This is a genomic window from Janthinobacterium sp. JF4, assembly GCF_059617925.1.
In genome coordinates, this window is sequence record NZ_JCAQAV010000032.1 from 1 (window position 1) to 16819 (window position 16819).

General features: G+C 63.0%; 13 protein-coding genes. 2 read left to right on the forward strand and 11 right to left on the reverse strand.

Annotation, left to right across the window (positions count from 1 at the left end; translation table 11 throughout):
- The 4 genes from AC54AF_RS20155 to AC54AF_RS20170 all read right to left on the reverse strand — a co-directional run.
- Positions 1-4186 (reverse strand): beta strand repeat-containing protein (locus AC54AF_RS20155; RefSeq protein WP_496637954.1); only part of this gene is annotated, 4186 nt, incomplete at its 3' end.
- A gap of 16 nt (positions 4187-4202) precedes the next feature.
- A complete protein-coding gene (locus AC54AF_RS20160) occupies positions 4203-5813 on the reverse strand; it encodes a ShlB/FhaC/HecB family hemolysin secretion/activation protein (RefSeq protein ID WP_496637955.1) in 1611 nt (536 codons plus the stop codon).
- A 212-nt stretch (positions 5814-6025) separates the two neighbouring features.
- Complete coding sequence (locus AC54AF_RS20165; protein WP_496637992.1) at positions 6026-8230, reverse strand: CHASE2 domain-containing protein; 2205 nt, start codon at positions 8228-8230, stop codon at positions 6026-6028.
- 47 nt (positions 8231-8277) lie between these two features.
- A complete protein-coding gene (locus AC54AF_RS20170; RefSeq protein WP_496637956.1) occupies positions 8278-9900 on the reverse strand; it encodes a GAF and HD-GYP domain-containing protein in 1623 nt (540 codons plus the stop codon).
- A 199-nt stretch (positions 9901-10099) separates the two neighbouring features.
- On the opposite strand from AC54AF_RS20170, the gene AC54AF_RS20175 reads away from it, so the two are divergent.
- Positions 10100-10996 carry an MBL fold metallo-hydrolase gene (locus AC54AF_RS20175; protein ID WP_496637957.1) on the forward strand — a complete coding sequence of 299 codons (897 nt, stop codon included), beginning with the start codon at positions 10100-10102 and terminating at the stop codon, positions 10994-10996.
- A gap of 57 nt (positions 10997-11053) precedes the next feature.
- On the opposite strand, the gene AC54AF_RS20180 is transcribed toward AC54AF_RS20175, so the two are convergent.
- The 7 genes from AC54AF_RS20180 to rpsF form a co-directional block, all read right to left on the reverse strand.
- Positions 11054-12067: an inorganic phosphate transporter gene (locus AC54AF_RS20180; protein ID WP_131689403.1), complete on the reverse strand. Its 1014-nt coding sequence runs from the start codon at positions 12065-12067 to the stop codon at positions 11054-11056.
- A gap of 38 nt (positions 12068-12105) precedes the next feature.
- Complete coding sequence (locus AC54AF_RS20185; protein ID WP_010400015.1) at positions 12106-12732, reverse strand: DUF47 domain-containing protein; 627 nt, start codon at positions 12730-12732, stop codon at positions 12106-12108.
- Between the two features lie 91 nt (positions 12733-12823).
- On the reverse strand, positions 12824-14209 hold the full coding sequence (locus AC54AF_RS20190; protein ID WP_034750488.1) for a replicative DNA helicase: 1386 nt from the start codon (positions 14207-14209) through the stop codon (positions 12824-12826).
- Positions 14210-14344: 135 nt separating this feature from the next.
- Positions 14345-14800 (reverse strand): 50S ribosomal protein L9, encoded by a 456-nt coding sequence (gene rplI, locus AC54AF_RS20195; protein WP_496637958.1) that lies wholly within the window; start codon positions 14798-14800, stop codon positions 14345-14347.
- A gap of 27 nt (positions 14801-14827) precedes the next feature.
- Positions 14828-15118 carry a 30S ribosomal protein S18 gene (gene rpsR / locus AC54AF_RS20200; RefSeq protein ID WP_010400024.1) on the reverse strand — a complete coding sequence of 97 codons (291 nt, stop codon included), beginning with the start codon at positions 15116-15118 and terminating at the stop codon, positions 14828-14830.
- A gap of 25 nt (positions 15119-15143) precedes the next feature.
- Positions 15144-15443: a primosomal replication protein N gene (priB, locus tag AC54AF_RS20205; RefSeq protein WP_034783455.1), complete on the reverse strand. Its 300-nt coding sequence runs from the start codon at positions 15441-15443 to the stop codon at positions 15144-15146.
- A gap of 20 nt (positions 15444-15463) precedes the next feature.
- Positions 15464-15853: a 30S ribosomal protein S6 gene (gene rpsF / locus AC54AF_RS20210; RefSeq protein WP_034750499.1), complete on the reverse strand. Its 390-nt coding sequence runs from the start codon at positions 15851-15853 to the stop codon at positions 15464-15466.
- A gap of 275 nt (positions 15854-16128) precedes the next feature.
- On the opposite strand from rpsF, the gene lexA reads away from it, so the two are divergent.
- A complete protein-coding gene (lexA, locus tag AC54AF_RS20215) occupies positions 16129-16764 on the forward strand; it encodes a transcriptional repressor LexA (RefSeq protein ID WP_496637993.1) in 636 nt (211 codons plus the stop codon).
- Positions 16765-16819 lie beyond the last annotated feature (55 nt).

The following is a 16819-nucleotide window of genomic DNA, read 5'->3' on the forward strand; positions in this document are numbered from 1 at the left end:
CCACGTCCGTGACATTGACGGCCTTGCCGGCACCCGCATTCTTGTTGCCAAACGCCGCATTGCCTGCCACCGTCAGGGCATCGCCCTCGATGCGGTCGTCGCCAAGGCGCACTTGCGCGCCCGTCGTGCCGTCATACGTCTTGTTGACGCCACTAACACTCACGTTCAGGGTGCGCGCCGCGATGTCGGCCGTCGTACTGCCCGCGCTTCCATTGAGCACATAGTTGCCCGCATCGGCGCCCGTCAGCTGGCCCGTCGCCACCTGGTAATCGACCACTTTGCCAGTGCCCACATGCTTGTCGCGGAAACTGCCCAGCAAGCCCGCCATGCTCACCTGGTCGCCCGTCACCAGGCCTTCGAAGTAGCCGTTCAGAGCCGCTTGCAGGGTGCCGTCGTAGACGCGGCTTTGCGCGCCCGTGACGCCATAGTTCAGCACGCGCGCCGTGATGTCGGCCGTGCCGTCAGCCGTCGTCGCGGCCAGACTGTAGTTGCCCAGTTCGTTGCCGCCCAGGGCCAGGCCGCTGGCATGCACGGCCTTGCCGCTACCCACGTTCTTGTCGAGGAAAGCGGCGCTGCCACTGATGCTGATGTTGTCACCCGCCACCACATTGCCCAGCACAAAGCTGACGCCGTCGTAGCCCAGGGTGCCGTCATAGATCTTGCCATTGCCGCCGATGCTCACCGTCAGCGCGCGCGGCGTGATGGCAAAGGTCGTCGTGCCGCCCAAGGTGATGTCGTACTTGGTCGACCACAGGCCCGTCGCGGCATAACTGCCCACATTGCGCGCATTGCTGCCGTAACCGAGGCCGCCATTGACGCCAGTGTCGCCATCGATCAATCCCACATAGCCGATCACGCCGAGGAAGGCGGCCAGCTGGCCATCGTAGACCTTGCCCGCCGCATTTCCCGAGAGGTTCACTTGCAGCGGCTTCAGGAACGCCTTCAGCATCGGCGTCGTGTAGCCATCGTAGATGCGCCACACGCTGCTGAAATTGTAGTCGTTGAAACTGCCTTGCTGCTGCATCTGCGCCGTGCTGCGGCCGCTGGAGCCGCCGCCATCGGCTTGCACCAGCGACGTTTCAGAATTGAAAAAGCCATAGCTGAACGGGGAACCGGCGGACACGCGGCCGGCGACCGCGCCCACTGCCGCATAGCCGGCGCCAATCACGGCGCCGCTGCTGAAGACATGGCTGACGCTGCCCGTGCTTTCACCGACCAGTCCGCCCATGTTTTCCCAGGCCAGGATGGGATCGGCCGTGCCGGCCCGGCCCACGGCACCGCTGGCATACGCATCATCGATGCTGCCGCCGTTCAGGCCCACCAGGCCGCCGATGCTGCGCGCGCCACTCACATTGCCGGTGGCATAAGACTGGCGCAGCGCGCCCTGGTTATTGCCGACCAGGCCGCCGATCATCTCGCGCGCGCCCGTCACCACGCCGGTGGCGTACGAGGTCGCGATGCTGGCGCCGAACGCGTTCCATCCCGCCAGGCCGCCGATGGCGCCGCCGCCATCGGCATTGATGCCGGTGACGGCACCGCTGCTGGCCGACAGCGTGATGGCGCCGCCGTTGCTGCCCACCAGGCCGCCGACATTGCGCTGGCCGCTGACGGCCATGCTGCTGTTCACGCCATCGATGATGCCGCTGACGACCTCGCCCGCCAAGGCGCCCACGTTGGCCGTGCCGGTGACGCTGCCGCCGCTCAGAGTCAGGTTGCGCAAGGTGCCGCCCTGCACGCTGCCGAACAGGCCTGCCGCCGAGCCTGGCGCCAGGCTGCGGTCGATTTTCAAGTTGCTGAGCGTAAATCCGGCGCCATCAAACACGCCGGAAAAACCGCTGCCGCCGCCAATCGGCACAAAGCCCTGGCCATCGTTCCAGTTCACGGTGCCGCCGGCGTCGATATTGCCGGCCAGGCGGTAGTTGTTGCCGAGCCCCAGGCTGGCCATGCCTTGCACGCCATAGATATCGGCGAGCAGATAGGGTGAGGCGACACCGTCGCCGCCGGCTACGCGCAGGAAACTGGCGCCGCTGCCGATGGTGAAGTTCCTGGCGCTGAATCCTGGCAGGAGCGTCGCGTTCTGCACCCAGTTGCCGCCGTCCAGCACAAAGCTGCCATCGACCGTCACCGCACCGGTGGCCGTGATGCCGGAAGCTGCATTGAGGTGCAAGTCACCTGTCCTGGCGAGCGCATCCGAAATGTGGATGCCGCCCGTCTGCGTGCCGTCGCCGATGGTCAGCCTCGCGGCCGAGATGCCGTCCAGCTCAATCGCGTTCAGACTCAAGGCCGTGCCCGATTTGGTACCCAGGTCGATACTGCGCGAACTGCCCAAGGGCTTGATGATCACATTCGCGCCGCCCGCCGTGCCGCCGACATCGATGCCGCCGGCAAGGGTGATATTGTCGGCCTGCAGGGTCACCGTCTGGCCGACGATACCGCTGCCAGTGAGCTGGTTGGCGCCGCCCGACAGGCTGATGCCGCCCAGCGCGTCATTCGCGCGCAAGCTCAGATTGCCGTTGCCGACATTCACGGCAGCGGCCCCCGCCACGCCGGCACCGGATAGCGAAATGTTGCCGCCGTTGCTGGTGATAGGCGCGTTCAGGTTGACGTTCGATCCCGGGCCATAGTTGCCACCACTGCTGGCATCGTTCGCCGACAGGGTCACATTGCCGGCATTAGTGGTGATGGCAGCGTACACATTGATGGTTTCTCCCGCCGTCGCCGTCAAGCTGACGCCGGAATGGAGCATATTCACCGAACTGCTGAAATTGATGCGATGCAGGGCCTGCAAGGTGACATCGCTGGTGGCGCCCGAGATGGTGTCGGCGCCGATGCTGGTGCTGCCCGTCGTCGGCATGTCGCTGAACTGATCGACATTGGCCAGGTTGCCGCCCGCCCCCTGCACCACATCGATATCATACGGGTCGAGCAACCAGTTGCCGCGCTTGCCATGCGCAGCGCTGGTATTGACGCGGATGCCGTCGACGGCCAGGTAATGGCCGGACGTCTCCACGAAGCCGCCATCGCCACCTTGTACGCCGCCGCGCGCGGAAATGCTGCCGTGTACCTGGGCCGATTCGTTGCCCCAGGCGATGACCTTGCCGCCGTTGCCGCTGACTATGGCATCGGCAGTGACGCTGGCGTCCTTGCCGACGAGCACCTGCCGCGCATTCTGCACGGCCGCGTTCTTGCCCTGGTAGTCGCCGCCCAGCAAGACAGTGCCGCCGCCCGTGGCGCCGCTGGCGTCGACTCTCGCATTGCCCAGCAAGCCCACCTGCTCGCCCAGCACCTGAATCTGGCCACCCGTGCCGGCCGCGCCCGTGGCGCTGGTGACGCTGCCCGCTTCGAGCAGCGCCTTGCCGCCGGCCTTGAGGACGATCCTGCCGTTCTCGCCGACGACGGCGCTGTTCGCGTTGAGCACGCCGCGCTGGCTGACCAGCGCGCCGGCCATGCCGATACTGCCGCCCTGGGCGAGGATCTGGCCCAGGTTCAGGGCCTGGTCCGCTGGCGCCGAGACCAGCACGCGCAATTGCGGATTGCCGGGGTCGGCCAACTGCACGCTGCGTCCGGCCGCCAGGGTCACTTCGCCATTCGGCGCCGTGATGATGCCCGTGTTGTCCACGTTCGGCGCAATCAGCAGTACTTGCCCGCCCTTGCCCGCATTGATCAGGCCCGCATTGCTGACGCCGCCGGCCACGCTGCCGGCCGTAAACTGGCGCTTGCCGGCCAGGAAGTCCTCGTTCGTCATGCCCAGACTGGACGCCACCAGCCCGTTTACGTCCACCTTGGCGCCCTGGCCGAAGACGATGCCGTTCCGGTTGATCAGGAAGACCTTGCCGTTCGATTCGAGCGCGCCCAGGATCTTGCTGGGGTCTTGTCCCGTGATGCGGTTGAGCACGGCGCTACTGCCGTTTTGCTGGATGAAGCGCGTGATTTCACCCGCATGGATGGAAAAGCTCTGCCAGTTGATGATGGTGTTGGGCGTGTTCGTGATCGAGAAGATGTTGCCCTGCTGATTGAATGTCGCCTGTCCGTTGACCACCTGCGGCAAGGCGGGGTTGGCCTGCGCCGCGCCGAAACAGCCGGCCAGCAGCAGCGCCAGCGCCGTGCGGCGCAAGGGAGGCGCAAAGGGCGGCGCAAAGGGTGGCGTCAGGATGAAAACGGAGGCGTGCTGGACGTGGTTGTGCATGGTGTTCATCCTGATGCTAGTAGGCCAAGGCGAGGCGGAAATGCAGGCGGTTGGCGCCCCGCTGTCCCGTGTCGCCGCCATTGACGACATGGGCGTAATCGAGTTGCAGATTGGCGTAGCGGCTCAGCAGCAAACGCAGGCCGAGGCCGCCGCTGGCTATGCCTTGCGAGGCGCTTTCGCCAGGCAGCACATGGTTGCGGCGCAGCCAGGCCGTGTCATAGAAGACCAGCGCGCGGCACTGGTAGGCGAGCGCCTGGCCGCACCAGTTCGGCGTGTACAGTTCCAGGTTCAGGTTGGCGCCAGAATCATTGGCTACCTCGCGCTCGGCAAAGCCGCGCACGGACGCGGCGCCGCCGGCGCCGAACTGCTCGCCCGGCACCAGCGCATCCGGCGTGACTTGCGCGTTGAGCAGCGCGCGCCATTGCCAGTCGCCGGCCAGCACGCGGCCCGAACTGGCGCTCAGGCGCACCGTGTTGTAGGCCGCCTTGGCATGCGCGCGCACGCGGTCGAAATCGGCTTGCGCGCCGTGCTTGCCGCCAGGAATGTTATGCGCGAACGTGACCGCCACGCTGGTCTCGCCCGTGGGCAAGGTCCAGTTGCCGATGTAGCTGACGCTGAGCGGATGCACGGTAACGTCGGCGCCCAGTTCCATGCCGAACAATTGCACGCTGTTGCGGTAAGCCTTGTAATCGACGCCGTACACGAGCTTGGGTTCGAAATCGCCGCTGCGGGCAAAGTTCTGGTTGTAGCGGATGCCAGCCATGCTGCCCTGGCCGCTGACGGCCAGGTCGAAAATGCCGGCCGAGACGCTGCCCGAATCGACGTTCGAGTAGCTGGCAAAAAAATCCATCGAGTCGCCCAGCGCATACAGCGGCAAGTGGTAGCCGGCGCCATACACGCCCACCTTGTCCGGCTTTTCCAGGCTGCTCGTGTATTGCAGGCTGGCGACATGGTCGCGGCCAAACAAGTTGGCATGCTGCAACACCACGCCCACGTGCGTCTTGCCCGTTTGCCCGTTGCCCGTGTTGTCCACGTTGAGCATGGCTTTCCAGGGCTTTTCATCGGCCACCGTGACGATGGCATCGATGGCGCCGGCCGGCTCGTCGGCCTGCAGGCGCACTTCGATCTTGCGCGCCGGGTTTTCATTGGCCAGCTTCAGGCTTTGCGACAGGGCCGGCAAGTTCGGCGTCTCGCCTTCGCGCAGGGCCGGCAGGGCGCGCCGCACGTTGGCCTCGTCGACATGGGCGTTGCCGCTGATGGCAAGCTTGCCCAGCGGCGTTTGCAGCACGCTCAGGCGCACCACGCCCCGTTCCAGCTCCTGCTCGGGCAATTGCACCTGCACGGCGCTGTAACCGCGCTCGCGGTAGGCCGCTTCCAGCGCCTCGACGGCGCGGGCAATGTCGGAAAAATCGCGCTGCGCTCCCGTGTAGGGCGCAAGCAAGGCTTGCACCTGCGCGGACATGAGCAGGGTATTGCCCTGGACGTCGAAACGGCGGATCTCGAAGCGCGGCACGCCGTCCTCCTGCGCGGCAGGAACAGCTTCATCCATGGAAACGGCAGCGCCGGCGGCGCCGACGGCGAACAGCAGCGCGGAACCCGCAAGCAGGTGCACCAAACGATATGTCATGTGAAGGATTTCTTGTGTAACCGGACAAACGCGCGGCCCGCAGGCGCCAGCATGTCCGGCAATGGATTGAAGACAAATTTTAGACGGCTTTTAGTTTCCAGTCAGAAATTTCTAACATTTCGCCCTGATTTTCATCGCACTGCAGCAAACATTCTGCCAACAAGGCTGAAAAATGCCGCCATTGCCTGCATTTCCCCCTGCAAAGCAGTGGCTTACTTGCTATTCAAGACTGTCACGCCATCCCAGTCGGCAGGTGGCGGCGCATTGCGGTACCGCTCCAGGCGTGCCGCGTACAGCCGGTACAGGCCGTCGTCGGGAAAGTCCGCCTGCAAGCGCGCCAGTTGCGCGCCAGCCGCCGCCCAGTCGCGCGCGCGCAGCCGGGCCAGCACCGCATGCCAGCGCTCCAGTTGCGCCAGCTCGGCGGCAGCGGCAGCGGCCTGCAGGCCGCGCGGCTCGAAGATGGCCACCGCTTCCTGCCTGCCCAGCACCCTGACCAGATCGAGCTCGCGGTACAGGAAATCCGGGGCGGCGGCGCGCGTGGCCTCGCCCACCACGATGCCCGCGCCATATAGCTTGCTGGCGCCTTCCAGGCGCGCGGCCAGGTTGACGCTGTCGCCCATCACGGTATAGGCGCGGCGGATGCGCGAGCCCATGTCGCCCACATGCATGGGCCCCGTATTGAGGCCGATGCCGATGTGCAGCGGCGGCCAGCCGCGCGCGCAAAACTGCCGGTTCAGCCGCGCCGCGCTGTCCTGCATCAGCAGGGCGCTGGCCACGGCCCGGCTGGCGTGATCGCCAAAGGCGACGGGCGCGCCCCAGAACGCCATCACGGCGTCGCCGATGTATTTGTCCAGGGTGCCGCCATGGCTGTCGCGGATATCCTCCGACATGGCCGTCAGGTAGTCGTTGATGTATTCGCGCAGCGCGGCCGGCGCCAGCTGCTCGGAGATCGCCGTGAAACCGCGCACGTCGGCAAACAGCACCGTCAGTTCGCGGTTCTCGCCCTCCATGGTGTAGCGCTGCGGATCGTCGGCCATCTCGGCCACCAGCTCGGGTGCCACATATTCGCCGAAGCGGGCCACCAGCGCGCGTCCCTTGCGCACCTCGAAAAAGTAACCCCACGCCAGGTTGGCGATGAACAGCGCAAGGATCAGCAACAGCAGCACGGCGCCGCCCAGCACCATGTCGTGCACGGCGTACAGATACAGGTTGATGCCGATGGCGGCTGCCAGCGCGCCCAGCGTGGCCAGCATCACGCCGGCCGGCGGCAGCACGGCCAGGGCGCCCGCCAGCAGCAGGCCACACAGCACGATCTGCACCAGTTCGAGCGCCAGCGCATAGTCGGGCCGCACCTTGAAGCGGCCGTCGAGCATGGACTTGATTAGGTTGGCGTGCACTTCCACCCCCGGATACTCGGCATTCACGGGCGTGGCGCGGATATCGTTCAAGCCGGGCGCCGTGGTGCCCACCAGCACGATGGCCCCCTTCAGCAGCGCGGGCGGCACCGTGCCGGCCAGCACGTCGGACGCCGAGACATAGCGGAAGGCACCGCCATCGGGGCCGCCCGCGCCGCGGTACTGCACCGTGGTGCTCAAGGCTTCGCCCACGGGGATCGCCAGCGCGCCGCGCGGCGTGAACAGCATGACGTGTTCGAGGCCGCCGCTGGCCAGCTCGCGCGCCGACAGCGTATCGGCCGTGCCCGTGAAACGGGGGGCGATGGCGCGCGCCTGCAGGTAGACGGCAGCGGTGGCCAGCGACAGCGACGGGTAGTAGCCATCGCCGATGCGCTGCAACAGGGTCGAGGAACGCACGACGCCATCGGTATCGGTCAGCGCCGTGAAGATGCCGGCGCCTCGCGCGGCCGCCTGCAGGGGCGCGATATTGGCTTCGTAGCCGCGCGCCACGTAGGCCGTGACGGAACGCCCGTTCAAGTCGGCCACGGTGAAGGCGGGCTTGGGCAGCACGCCCTTTCTTTGCTGCTCCGAGACGCTGTAACCCAGCACCACGGGCTGGCCGCGCATGGCCTCGGCAAACAGGCCGTCGTAATCCATGGCCGGGCGCAGCTTTTCCAGCTGCGCCGGCAAGCCGGCCACGCCCGCCAGTTCGCCATGCGCCAGGTCTTGCAGCACGGCGTAGCCGGAACTGGTATCGGCTTCGGGAAACGAGATATCGAAGCCCAGCGCGGACACGGCGTAATGGCCCGTCAGCTGGCGCACCAGGCGCGCCTGGATGTCGCGGCTCCAGGGGAAGCGGCCCACCTTGGCCAGGCTTTGCTCGTCGATGTCGACGATGACGATGCGGCGGTCCAGCTGCGGCTTTTCCGCGCGCATGCGCCAGTCGCCCAGCATGGCGTCAAGCCGCGCGATGTTGTCGTTGCCGGCCAGGCACAGGACGGCCGCCGCCAAGGTCAGCAGCATGCCCAGCAGCGACCGCGCCCCATGCTTGCGCAAGGCCAGCGGCAGCTTCAAGGGGTATAGCCCGGAATGGCCGCCTCGTCGACGGCATCGATCTGGCTCGGATGCAAATGCTTTTCAGCGAAGGTCAGATAGACTTTGCTGCGGATGAAGACATCGAACAGCTCCGGGTCGATATGCCCGTTCAGGCTGAAGTTACCCAGGATGCGCAGGGATTCGGACAGCGACTTGCCCTTCTTGTAGGGCCGGTCGCGCGCCGTCAGCGCCTCGAAAATGTCGGCGATGGCCATCAGCCGCGCCGGCACCGACATCTGCTCCTTCGTCAGCCCGCGCGGATAGCCCTTGCCATCCATGCGCTCGTGGTGGCCGCCCGCATATTCCGGCACTTTTTGCAGGTGCTTGGGCCACGGCAGCGCTTCGAGCATGCGGATCGAGACGCTGATATGGTTGTTGACGATGGCCCGCTCGGCCGCCGTCAGGGTGCCGGCGCGGATGGTCAGGTTTTCCGTCTCGTCGGCGTCGAGAAATTCGCGCAGTTCGCCATCGGCCGCGCGCCAGCGGCGCCGGGCGATCTGCCGCACGCGCTCCTGGTCGGCCTGCGCCATGCTTTCGCCGCCGATGTTGACGCGCCGGATGAAGTCGCGCTCTTCGCGCAGCGCCGCCTGCTCCAGTTCCAGCGCGCGGGCGATGGCGTCTTGTTGCTGCGGCTGCGCCGCCTGCTGGCGCAGGGCCGCGATCTCGGCGTCGCGCAGCAGCACTTCGTAGCGCGTGTCGATCAGGGCGATGCGATCAAAAATGGTTTCCAGCTTGGTGGCCTTGTCAACCACGTGCACGGGCGTGGTGATCTTGCCGCAGTCGTGCAGCAAACCGGCCAGCCATAGCTGCTTGCGCTCGTTGTCGCTGAGCCGGAAATCGGCCAGCGGCCCGCTGTCCGTCGCATGCGCGGCGTCCGCCAGCAGCATCGTCAGCTCGGGCACGAACTGGCAGTGCCGCCCCGTGTACGGCGACTTTTCATCGATGCCGATATTGATCAGGGTAACCAGCGATTCGAGCAGTTCTTCCAGCTGCGCAATGAGCAATTGGTTCGTCAGCGCCACGCCCGCCTGCGCGGCCAGCGCCTCGATGAAGCGCTGGTCGGTGGAGGAAAAGGCGCGTACCTGGCCCGTCTCGCCATCCTTGGCATTGACCAGCTGCAGCACGCCGATCAGATCGCCCTCGTGGTCGCTCATGGGTACAGTCAGGATCGATTGCGTGTGGTAGCCGTGGTGGCGGTCGAACTCGCGCATGCCGGAAAAATTGAAGCCCTCGTCGCGGTAGACGTCGGCGATATTCACGCTGCGGCGCATATTCGCCGCATACGCGGCCACCGACGCCAGGTTCGGCTGGCCAGCAGCGTCGAACAGGGGCACGCCCGGCAAGCCCATGTCGACGCCCTGCGCGATGCCCAGGCTGTCGTTGACGCTGATGTCGAACGCCAGTTGGCGGCCCTCGGCCGTGGGCCGGTACAGGGTGGCGCCATCGGCGCCGCTCATGCTTTTTGCCAGCAGCACGATGCGTTGCAACAGCGCGCCGATATCGTGCCCCTCGCCGCCCAGGCCATGGCCGAGCGCGACACTGAGTTCGGTCAATTGCTCCAGTCTGTGGGCGATTTTCTCAGGGTGCAACTGAGGCATGTTGATGACAATCAGGTAATGGGCAAGCAAAAAAAGGGGAAGTCGGCAAGCGTCAGTGTAACGGCCACCCTGCGCACTGTACATTACTTAGTTACAACAAAATGAAATAACTTTCCGTATCGCAACACACATAAATGTTGCCGCCAATTTCATTAATTAGAATAGAATCAACAATAATTACACCGTAACAAGGTACTGAATGAAATTCACGTTCAGGGGCGTGCGCGGCTCCATCCCCTCTCCCGGCCCGCGCACGGCGCGCTATGGCGGCAACACCACATGCATCGAAGTGCGCACCGACAACGATAGCCTGATCATTCTCGACGCGGGCAGCGGCATCTTCTCGCTGGCGCAGCAACTGCCGCCAGGCGAGCCCGTCGACGCGCACGTCTTCATCACGCACAGCCACTGGGACCACATCCACGGCCTGCCCATGTTTTCGCCCCTGTTCGTGGCCGGCAACCGCATGCGCCTGCACGGCGCCCACGATGCCGCCGCCGGACGCGGCATTGAGCACGTGATGGCGGTGCAGCTGCAAAACAGCTATTTCCCCGTCAGCGAAGCGGCCATGGCGGCCTGTATCGAATACCGCACCCTGGCGCCCGGCGAAGCCGTCGAGGTGGGTGGCGCCCGCGTGCGCGGCGCGGAAATGAACCACCCCGTCGTCAACCTCGGCTACCGCATCGACTGCGGCGGCGCCGCGCTGTTTTTCAGCGGCGACCATGAGCCGTTCTACAACCTGCATCCGCCCGGCCATGCCGAGCACGCGGCCTGCGCGGCGCGCAATGCGCAGCGCCAGGCCGGCATCGACGCGCTGGTCGCCGGCGTCGATGCGCTGATCATGGATTGCTCGTACACGCGCGAGGAATACCCGGGCAAGCAGGGCTGGGGCCACGGCACCTTCGACGCCGCCTTCGACCTGGCCCTGCGCTGCGGCGCGCGGCGCCTGTACTGCACCCACCACGAACCGACCCGCAGCGACGAGCAGCTCGAAGCCGTGTTTGCCGACGTGATGGGCCGCTATGCGAGCCGCCTGGACGGCCTGCAGGTGTTCCTCGCCTGCGAGGGACTGACGGTGGAACTGGCCGGCGCATAAAAAAAGGAACCTCACGGTTCCTTTTTTATACAGGCGCCCAGTTGGCCCAAGGCCGCCTTACATGATGTGCTGGCCAATCCACCAGGCAACCGCGGCAACAAACGCGGAGGCGGGAATCGTGAAGATCCAGGCCCAGACGATATTGCCCGCCACGCCCCAGCGCACGGCCGACATTTTTTGCGACGAGCCGACGCCGACGATGGCGCCCGTGATGGTGTGCGTGGTCGACACGGGAATGCCCAGCGCCGTCGAGACAAACAGGGTGATCGCGCCGCCCGTTTCGGCGCAGAAGCCGCCCACCGGTTTGAGCTTGGTGATCTTCTGGCCCATGGTCTTGACGATGCGCCAGCCACCGAACAGGGTGCCGAAGCTGATCGCCGTATAGCACGAGATGATGACCCACATCGGCGGCATGGCATCGGCCGCGCTGGAGTAGCCGGCGGCGATCAAGAGCATCCAGATGATGCCGATGGTTTTTTGCGCATCGTTGCCGCCGTGGCCCAGGCTGTAGGCGGCCGCCGAGACCAGTTGCAAACGGCGGAACCACTTGTCGACCTTGCGCGGCGTCGAGCGCACGAAGATCCACGACACCATCAGCATCATGATCGAGCCGAACACAAAGCCCAGGACGGGTGCGATGACGATGAAGGCCACGGTTTTCCACAGGCCGGCCGCGACCAGCGCGCCGGTGCCGGACTTGGCGACGGCCGCGCCCACCAGGCCGCCGATCAGCGCGTGCGAGGACGACGAGGGAATCCCGTAGTACCAGGTAAACAAATTCCAGAAGATGGCGCCCATCAGCGCGCCGAAGATCACGTACTGGTCGATCACTGCCGGATCGATGGTGCCCTTGCCCACTGTGGCGGCCACAGTCAGCTGGTGGAACACGAAGATGGCGACGAAGTTGAACGTGGCGGCCATGGCAACCGCGGTCTGCGGTTTCAATACGCCCGTCGAGACCACCGTGGCGATCGCGTTGGCGGCATCGTGGAAGCCGTTCATGAAGTCAAACAGCAGCGCGAGGACGATCAACAGGCCTAGCACGTAGATGCTGATTTGTATGGTCATTATAGTTTCTTTTCTGATTCTGGTTCAGGACAGCCCAACGCTTACGCGTTTTCGACGATGATGCCTTCGATAATATTGGACACATCTTCGCAACGGTCGGTCACGGTTTCCAGAATTTCGTAGATCGCTTTCAGCTTGATCAGGTTGCGCACGTCCGGTTCGTCGCGGAACAGCTTGGACATGGCGGCGCGCATCACGTGGTCGGCGTCCGATTCCAGGCGGTCGATCTCTTCGCAGATGGCGACGATCTTGCGCGAGTTGTCCATGTTGTGCAGCATGGCGACGGCGTCGCGCACTTTTTCGGTACAGGCCAGCACCAGTTCGGCCAGGCGCTTGGCTTCCGGCGTGACGGCTTTCAGGTCGTACAGCGAGACGGTTTGCGCCGCATCTTCCAGCAGGTCGAGGATGTCGTCCTGGCGCGTGATCAGCTGATGGATGTCATCGCGGTCGATCGGCGTGATGAAGGTCTTGTGCAGCATTTCCACGGTGGCGTAGGTGACTTTGTCCGCCTGTTTCTCGATGCTTTCGATCGCATGTACGCGGTTTTCCAGGTCGTCGAAATTGGTCATCAGGCCGAGCATCTCTTTGGCGCCCTTGACGCACAATTCCGCGTGCTGGTTAAACAATTCAAAAAACTTGCCCTCAGTGGGCATCAAGCGTCCAAACATGTCATTCTCCGTTAAGCATTGAGTCGTGTTATTTACTACAGAAAGCCGCCCCGGTGGAGGGGGCGGCCAATGGAATAGCAGTGCTGCTGTGTTAGTCGCCTTGGTAAAGCGCCAGGCCACCACTGTAATTGCCAAATTTGGTGTACTGCCCCATGAAGGTGAGGCGGATGCTGCCGATTGGACCGTTACGTTGTTTACCGATGATGATTTCGGCCGTTCCCTTGTCTGGCGAGTCGGGGTTATACACCTCGTCGCGGTAAATGAACAGGATCACGTCGGCATCCTGCTCGATAGCGCCCGATTCGCGCAAGTCGGACATGACAGGACGTTTGTTCGGGCGTTGCTCCAGCGAGCGGTTCAGCTGGGACAGCGCGATCACGGGGCAACCGAGTTCTTTCGCCAGGCCTTTCAAGCCCCGTGAAATCTCGGAAATCTCCGTGGCGCGGTTGTCGCCCGGCGTATTGGCAGACATCAGCTGCAAGTAATCGACGATGATCAGGCCCAGCTTGCCGCATTGACGCGACAAGCGGCGCGAACGGGCACGCAATTCGATCGAGTTGAGCGCCGGCGTTTCATCGATGTACAACTGCGCGTCGTTCATCTTCTGGATCGCATTCGTCAGGCGCGGCCAGTCTTCGTCGTTCAGGCGGCCCGTGCGCAGGCGGTGCTGGTCGAGCTGTCCGACGGAGCCCAGCATACGCATGGCCAGCTGGGCGCCGCCCATCTCCATCGAGAACACGGCCACGGGCAAGCCGCTGTCGATGGCCACGTTTTCGCCGATGTTGACGGAAAACGCCGTCTTGCCCATCGAGGGGCGTCCTGCCACGATCACCAGGTCGCCCGGCTGCAGACCGGAGGTCATGCGGTCGAGGTCGATGAAACCGGTGGGCACGCCCGTGATTTCACTCTGGTTGTCGCGGCTGTACAGTTCGTCGATGCGCTCGACCACTTGCGTCAGCAGGGGCTGGATGGCAGTCCAGCCCTGGGCGCCGCGCGCGCCTTCTTCGGCGATGGCGAAAATCTTCGATTCGGCCTCGTCAAGCATCTGCTTGACTTCCTTGCCTTGCGGGCTGAAGGCCGTGCCGGAGATATCGTCAGCGACAGTGATGAGTTTGCGCAGCACGCCGCGGTCGCGCACGATCTCGGCGTAGCGCCGGATGTTCGCGGCCGATGGCGTGTTTTGCGCCATGGCGTTCAGGTAAGCGAGTCCGCCCACATCATCGGCCTTGCCGAGCTGGGTCAGGGTTTCAAAAACAGTAATGACATCGGCTGGCTTGGAAGCGTTAACCATCTTGACGATTTGCTCGAAGATGATGCGATGGTCATAGCGATAGAAATCCTCCGCATGCATGAAGTCGGCGATGCGGTCATACGCTGCATTGTCGCGCAGCAGACCACCAATGACGGATTGTTCTGCTTCGATCGAATGCGGCGGAATACGGAGGGAATCCAGTTGCGGATCAGAGGGGGCGTTCATGGCGCGAATTATACCCGCTTCGGCGTGCTGGCAAAAATAAAGGGCTGAAATTGAGCGAAAAAAAGGCCACAAAAAAGCCGGGCGAGCCCGGCTTTTCATAGTGCGGCAACGCTTGCGGGCCAGGCCCGCAGACGATTACGCGTTCGCGTCTGGAACGACAGCGATAACAACTTCCACAACCACGTCGGTGTGCAGAGCAACCGAAACGTTGTGCTCGCCAACGATCTTCAGCGGGCCGGTAGGCATGCGGATTTGTGCTTTTTCAACAGCAAAACCTTGCTTGCTCAGCGCTTCAGCGATGTCGAAGTTGGTGACGGAACCGAACAGACGGCCATCAACACCAGCTTTTTGAGCAACTTGAACGGTCAGGCCGCTCAGTTTTTCGCCCTGGGCTTGCGATGCGGCCAGTTTGGCGGCAGCAGCTTTTTCCAGTTCGGCGCGCTTGACTTCGAATTCAGCCACAGCGGTAGCCGTAGCACGACGTGCCAGGCGTTGCGGGATCAGGAAGTTACGTGCGTAACCGTCTTTGACTTTGACGACTTCGCCGAGGTTACCGACGTTAACAACTTTTTCTAACAGAATGATTTGCATAGTTCTTCTCCAGGAATATCTGACCGATTAAGCGTGGTGCAGATCGGTGTATGGCAGCAGCGCGAGGAAGCGAGCGCGCTTGATTGCGGTGTCGACTTGGCGCTGGTAGTGCGCTTTGGTACCGGTCAGGCGTGCTGGCATGATCTTGCCGTTTTCCTGGACGAAGTCTTTCAGCGTGTCGACGTCTTTGTAGTCGACTTGTTCAACGTGAGCTGCGGTGAAGCGGCAGAACTTCTTACGTTTGAACAATGGGTTTTGCTGTTTGCGTTTTTCTTTAAGCTTGAGCTTATTTTTGTCGAACTTTTTACCGAATGCCATGTCAGGCTCCTGTATCTAAAATGCGCTAGTCAGAATTGACTGCACTAAAATCAATGATGTGAAACACCAAACTCTTGCTGTTGCGGCTCTTCCTGGCCAGGAAACCCGTGAACTGATACACCCCGCCCAAGCTTGCCTGACTGAACCGGCCTGAGATCTCGCCAGCGGCTAGCGCGGCAACATCAAACTCGGTCAAACGGGCAATCCCTGCTTCCATCTGCTGCGAACTGTGTTGCAATACTGCATTCACAATCGGCAGCCCTGCCGGGGTATAGCGCAATATTTCGCGCTCGGCAATGATGGCGGTAACTTGTAGCTGGTTCAGCGCACGATCCTGGTCAAGAATTAAGCTGCTGCTGCGGCAGGAGCGGCTGCTGGTGCTTCGGTGCGGTGGCTTTTGGCCGCGTCTTCGCGTTGTACCGATTTCATCATCGGCGAAGGAGCTGTTTCAGCTTTCTTCATTTTAACGGTCAGGTGACGCAACACGGCATCATTGAATTTGAATGCTGTTTCCAACTCGACCAGGGTCTCGTTGTCGCATTCGATGTTCAGGCAGATGTAGTGTGCTTTAGGCAGCTTTTGGATCGAGTAAGCCATTTGACGGCGGCCCCAATCTTCCACGCGGTGAACCGAACCGCCGCGGGTGGTTACGCTGGCTTTGTAGCGTTCGATCATCGCGGGCACTTGCTCGCTTTGGTCCGGATGGACGATAAAGACTATTTCATAATGACGCATGCAAACTCCTTCAGGTCGGATTGATAATCGCCCACCCCGGCGTCAAGACGGGTGTGGGAAGGTCAGCCGAAGATTATAACCGCCTTTTGCAAACGTTTCAATCATTCCTTCCTCAAGCGTCCGAAAAGCGCGTACTCGCCCCTGCTTTCCGCCCGTGGACAAGTATTTCTTGCGAAATTCGCCGAAAACACGGAAATCCCCTTGCATAGTGGGCGATACTGTACAAAAATACAGACTGTTCATATAGACAGCATTTTAGTATGCACCCACCGCTCATGATCAAGCTGACAGCACGACAAGAACAAATCCTGAACCTGATCAAGGACGCGATTGAAAATACGGGCTTTCCTCCCACCCGTGCCGAAATCGCCAATGAACTGGGTTTCAAATCGGCCAATGCGGCCGAAGAGCATTTGCAAGCCCTGGCCCGCAAGGGCGCGATCGAGATTTCGCCCGGCACCTCGCGCGGCATCCGCCTGATCGGCGCGGCCGCCGAAGCGGCGCCGTCGAAAGTGCCGGCAGCGCTGCTGCTGTCGCTGCCGCTGATCGGCCGCGTGGCTGCCGGTTCGCCCATCCTGGCGCAGGAAAACCTGGAAGCGAGCTACAACGTGGACCCGGCCCTGTTCTCGGCCAAACCCGACTTCCTGCTGAAGGTGCGCGGCTGGTCCATGCGCGACGCCGGCATCATGGATGGCGATTTATTGGCCGTGAAAAAGGTCGACAGCGCCAAGAATGGCCAGATCGTCGTCGCCCGCATCGGCGACGAAGTCACCGTCAAGCGCTACAAGAAAACGGGCTCCGTCATCGAACTGCTGCCGGAAAACCCCGACTTCAAGGTCATTACCGTGTCGCCGGAAGACGAGTTTGCATTGGAAGGTCTGGCCGTCGGACTCATGCGCAGCTGGCATTAGACTGCCGCACGTAAAAAGGGCCGCAACAGCATGACTGTCGCGGCCCTTTTTCATT

Coding starts and splice junctions, on each gene's coding strand:
- rplI (WP_496637958.1), bottom strand. CDS start 14,800: ATGCAAATCATTCTGTTAGAAAAAGTTGTTAACGTCGGTAACCTCGGC.
- AC54AF_RS20165 (WP_496637992.1), bottom strand. CDS start 8,230: ATGCTGCTGACCTTGGCGGCGGCCGTCCTGTGCCTGGCCGGCAACGAC.
- lexA (WP_496637993.1), top strand. CDS start 16,129: ATGATCAAGCTGACAGCACGACAAGAACAAATCCTGAACCTGATCAAG.
- AC54AF_RS20175 (WP_496637957.1), top strand. CDS start 10,100: ATGAAATTCACGTTCAGGGGCGTGCGCGGCTCCATCCCCTCTCCCGGC.
- rpsR (WP_010400024.1), bottom strand. CDS start 15,118: ATGGCATTCGGTAAAAAGTTCGACAAAAATAAGCTCAAGCTTAAAGAA.
- AC54AF_RS20190 (WP_034750488.1), bottom strand. CDS start 14,209: ATGAACGCCCCCTCTGATCCGCAACTGGATTCCCTCCGTATTCCGCCG.
- AC54AF_RS20160 (WP_496637955.1), bottom strand. CDS start 5,813: ATGACATATCGTTTGGTGCACCTGCTTGCGGGTTCCGCGCTGCTGTTC.
- AC54AF_RS20185 (WP_010400015.1), bottom strand. CDS start 12,732: ATGTTTGGACGCTTGATGCCCACTGAGGGCAAGTTTTTTGAATTGTTT.
- AC54AF_RS20170 (WP_496637956.1), bottom strand. CDS start 9,900: ATGCCTCAGTTGCACCCTGAGAAAATCGCCCACAGACTGGAGCAATTG.
- rpsF (WP_034750499.1), bottom strand. CDS start 15,853: ATGCGTCATTATGAAATAGTCTTTATCGTCCATCCGGACCAAAGCGAG.